Annotated in this window: 4 protein-coding genes; 3 read left to right on the forward strand and 1 reads right to left on the reverse strand. The window is 47.5% G+C overall.

The window, feature by feature from the left end:
* Positions 1–476: hypothetical protein (locus QVO99_RS02755; RefSeq protein WP_288176892.1), on the reverse strand; the 476-nt coding region annotated here is incomplete at its 3' end.
* Positions 477–672: 196 nt separating this feature from the next.
* On the opposite strand from QVO99_RS02755, the gene QVO99_RS02760 reads away from it, so the two are divergent.
* The 3 genes from QVO99_RS02760 (at position 673) to QVO99_RS02770 (ending at position 4,242) form a co-directional block, all read left to right on the forward strand.
* Positions 673–2,925, forward strand: a complete 2,253-nt coding sequence (locus QVO99_RS02760) for a S8 family peptidase (RefSeq protein WP_022316062.1) — start codon at positions 673–675, stop codon at positions 2,923–2,925.
* A 240-nt stretch (positions 2,926–3,165) separates the two neighbouring features.
* The gene (gene fldA / locus QVO99_RS02765; RefSeq protein WP_022316063.1) at positions 3,166–3,660 is read left to right on the forward strand and encodes a flavodoxin FldA; all 495 of its coding nucleotides are present in this window, start codon (positions 3,166–3,168) and stop codon (positions 3,658–3,660) included.
* 204 nt (positions 3,661–3,864) lie between these two features.
* Positions 3,865–4,242: a DUF2023 family protein gene (locus QVO99_RS02770; protein WP_370755767.1), complete on the forward strand. Its 378-nt coding sequence runs from the start codon at positions 3,865–3,867 to the stop codon at positions 4,240–4,242.
* Positions 4,243–4,471: the final 229 nt, after the last annotated feature.

Here is a 4,471-nt window from a genome sequence, read left to right on the forward strand (position 1 = left end):
AAGTAATATATGCCGTCTGTATCTCTACAATTCCAATATAAGGAGAAATCATTGTAATTCATTATTCTTTCGTTTCTTTCGTTTTTTATCCGTAAAGTAATTTCACAATTTGAATCGATTTCCACTATCTGCGGCCTACGGTAACGATACTTGTATATTTTCTTTTTCCTTGCCAAAATTTGACTTAGTTCTGTTTTTATATACTTCATTTCAATATCGTTAAATGCACATTTTATAGTATCATCACCAATCTCTATATTTTTTTTTTGTGTTGCATCATAAATGTAATGAGGTATCACACAATATATATCTATACCTTTATTTGAATGATTCATTTCCATAACGGCACAGTTCCAGTAAGGTGGAAAGAAAATAATTTTAATGTTTTTTTCTGCCTTGCATGGCAAAAATATACTTATTAAAGTAATGATTAATAAATATATCTTAACTGAGTTATTATTTTTATTATTTTTCATTGTTGTAATTCCTTGATGTATGTTCCATTTCCTGTTATAAGCTGTTTGTCAATTATTTGAATGTTATGCCAAGATGCTGCTTATTTTGCAAAGATACGTAATTTCCTATATGGATGCAAGTCAAAGATATACTTTGTTTGCCATATATTGAAGTAGATTGTTGGTGGTGATGATTTTTTTTCTTTAATTTGCATCCATGAAAAAGACATTATTATATATATTGCTGCTCTTGTCGGTGGCAACCAGCGGCAGTGCGCAACATGCGGGAGCGAGCCTTTACAAAATGTCGAGGCTTGTCAGACTTGTATCCATCGAGGCAAGGAAGGGACAAGGACAATATGCCAAGACATTGACCGGAGGAAGAGAGAGAGGCGACAGCCGTGCATTTGATGTTCCCGGTCAGCGCAGCCTATGTGCATTTGTTCAGATGAAGGGAGATGGCAGGCGTGTGTTGGAAGAAAACCATTGTACGCCTCTTGCTCAGTTCGGGGATATATATATCGCCGATATTCCGTTGCGGCATCTCGACGGCTTGTCGTTGTCAGAGAGTGTGCTGAGGATTGAAGCCGGCAGGAGTCACACGCTGACGATGGACACCACGGCAGTGATAGTGGATGCTCCCGCGGTGTGGAACGGCAGCTCTTTGCCTCAGGCTTATACCGGACAGGGAGTGGTGGTAGGCGTCATGGACGTAGGCTTTGATGTGACGAATCCCAATTTCTATGACACCACACTCACTGCCACACGCATACGGCGCTTCTGGGACCAGCTTTCGCCAGACAGTATCGGCAGCGGAATGTATGTCGGCGCAGACTATCGCACGCCGGAGGAGATTCTTGCCTATGCCCACTCCCACGACGGACTGATAGAGACCCACGGCACCCACACCTTGGGAATAGCTGCCGGAACGGGTTTCGACACACCTTATCGCGGTATGGCATACGATGCCGATATCTGCATCGTGAGCAATGCCGTGAATACAGACCTGCCGCTGATTCCCGAAGAACTGTTATACAAATACACATCAGCAACCGACGTCCTCGGATTCAAATACATCTTCGACTATGCCCAGGAGGTGGGCAAACCTTGTGTCATATCATTCAGTGAGGGCAGTTCGCAGTCGTTCGACGATGATGAACGGCTTTTCGAGGAAGTGCTCGGACAGATACAGGGACCGGGCCGCATCCTTGTGGCGAGTGCCGGAAACGACGGGTCGCGCAGGACATATCAGCATAAGCCACGTGGGGTGGAACGCGATGGAGTGTTCTTTCTTTCGCAGTCAGACCGTACTTATTTCTGCATGGCTTCAGAAAACCAGTTTCAGATATGCCTCTCGGCATACACCTCAGCCACGGACAGAGAACAACTATATATCCCTACCGCCGAAATCCTTAATGCCGAAGACTCCACGGTGGTAGACTCCGTAGACTTTTTCGGTCACCGGTTGAAATACACCATCCAGGCATGCCGCGCATATTTCAATCCAGACCTCATAGCCTACTACCTGTTGGCAGAGATGCAAGGCGGGGTGGGGTGGTCGCTGTTCCTCTCAGCCGAGGCCGTTGGCGAGGAAGCCGCAGTGGATTTCTACAGTAGCGCCACACAGTTTTATCCCAGTGAGATAAACCCTTCGATAAGTGGCGGCGAACCGGCATACAGTGTCGGCAGTCCGGGCTGTGCCCCATCGGTGATATGCGTGGGAGCCACGGCATACCGCGACCATATCGTCAATGCCGACGGTGTGGCTCAGACCTATGATTGCGGTCACGACGGCGAAGTGGCAGACTATTCCTCTGTCGGTCCGACCCGCGACGGGCGCATCAAGCCCGATGTCGTTGCCAACGGCACTCATGTGGTGTCATCGGCAAGCAGTTATTTCATAGAGGCGAATCCGGAGGGCAGCGTGAAAGATTATACCGTAGCCACTTCCCGATTCCATGACCGCACCTACCCGTGGGCGGCATTCCTCGGCACCTCGATGTCAACACCCGTCGTTGCCGGTACGATAGCCTTGTGGCTGCAAGCCAATCCTGATCTCACCACCCGGCAGGTGATGGATGTGCTGGCGGCAACGAGCCATCGTAGGGACGGCGCCCGGCAGGGAGAAAAGGATAACCGTTGGGGGTATGGAGAGATAGATGCCTATGCCGGTCTGCTCCGTGTGCTTGGTCTCGATGGCATAAGCGAGATTTCCAATCACCATCCTTCCCGTCTCGATATCAAATATGCTGACGATACGGTGTGGCTCTCTGCCGATGGCGAAGTTCCGGCAGAGAGGGTAAGCGTGGCGATATATTCTGTGGTGGGAAAGAGGATGCTCCAGAAGTCAGTATGCCTGTCATCCGATCCTTCCGGCATCAGTCTGTCGTCACTTCCATCAGGTGTGTATGTCGTGCAGACCACGTCGGTAACGCCCGGTTTCACAGGGTCTTGCGTATTCAGGAAATAGCGCAAAAGGTATTCTGTTCCTCCTTTCGTTCCCGTATAATCACTTTTAGGTATTTCGCACAAAACCCTAATTTTAGGTATTGCAGCATTGTGGCGGATGCTGTATCTTTGCAACCGTGAAAAGGATAATTCTTACGTCTTACGAGTTGACGAGTTGACAAGGAGACGAGTTGACAAGGAGTTTTCTTTTTTCATATAGATTCTTTGGATTTTTAAACTTAGTAATATAGAGAGATAGAATATGAAAAAGACATTGGTTGTTTATGGTTCCTCAACAGGAACTTGCCAGAGCATCGCAGAGACAATCGCGGAAAAGCTCGGAGCAGAAGTGGTAGACGTGGCAAACCTCGATGACGCCCAGGTGAACGAGGCGGAGAATCTCATTCTCGGCACTTCAACATGGGGCGCCGGAGAAGTTCAGGACGATTGGTATGACGGACTGAACAAACTGAAGAAACTCGACCTCAATGGAAAAACCGTGGCGCTCTTCGGCTGTGGCGACTGCGAGTCGTATGGCGACACCTTCTGCGGAGGCATGGACGAGATTTATTCTGCCCTTCAGGACAAGGGCGTGAAATTCGTTGGTCAGGTATCAACCGATGATTATACATTCGACGATTCTGCAGCTGTGGTTGATGGCAAGTTCGTGGGTCTCGCTCTTGATGATATAAACGAAGACGACAAGACCCCAGGCCGCATTGACGCATGGCTGGATGACATCAAGGGTGAGCTGTAAGTCACGATGTCTAAGCCATAGACTTTACATAAAATTGACGGTCCGCAACGCATTGGTTGCGGAACACCGTTGACAGGACAGTACACCTGCGGGCTGACGTTTCCCGTGGTGACTCCCGAACCGGATAGAGTGTAGGGGAGTGTTTCCCGTGGGTGACTGACTTGTTGACATATAAAAATATACGATACTAACAATTAAAGCAAAATGATGATGCAAGACACTGCGAGCGTAATGCCGATAGACATGAAGGTCCTGATGAATCATATCTATGAGTTCAAGAAGGGCGTCAGACAAATGGTACTGTTCACTTTCAACAAGAAATATGAGTGTTACGCTCTGGAGCGTCTCAAGCGTCAGAACATAGACTATATCATACAGCCCGTTGGCAACGACCGCATGAACCTCTTCTTCGGCAAGAAGGAGTGTATGGATGCCATACGGCTGATGGTTACGCGTCCCCTCAGCAAGCTCACTCCAGAGGAGGACTTCATGCTTGGAGCACTGCTCGGGTATGACATCTGCGCTCAGTGCGAGCGCTATTGTGAGCGCAAGTGCCGTAAATGCAATGCGGCGCTACAGTAGCAAGGATTTTCTTTTTAGTCAAGTAATTTACATATTATCATATTGATGATTGCCCATTAAGATAAAATTCATAATGTTTTTGTATTATATACCCATGTCGGACTGGCTGTGAAGCTGGTCCGACATGCTGTTGGTATGTAAAGTGTTTCTCATTCAATATTTTCTTCCATAAAATTATCATCGTAAGCTAGATTTTTCTAACTTTGCATAAGATAAGCTTCACCTCAGC

This window comes from Prevotella sp. CAG:592 (genome assembly GCF_000436015.1).
GTDB classification, from domain to species: Bacteria; Bacteroidota; Bacteroidia; order Bacteroidales; family Bacteroidaceae; genus Prevotella; species Prevotella pectinovora.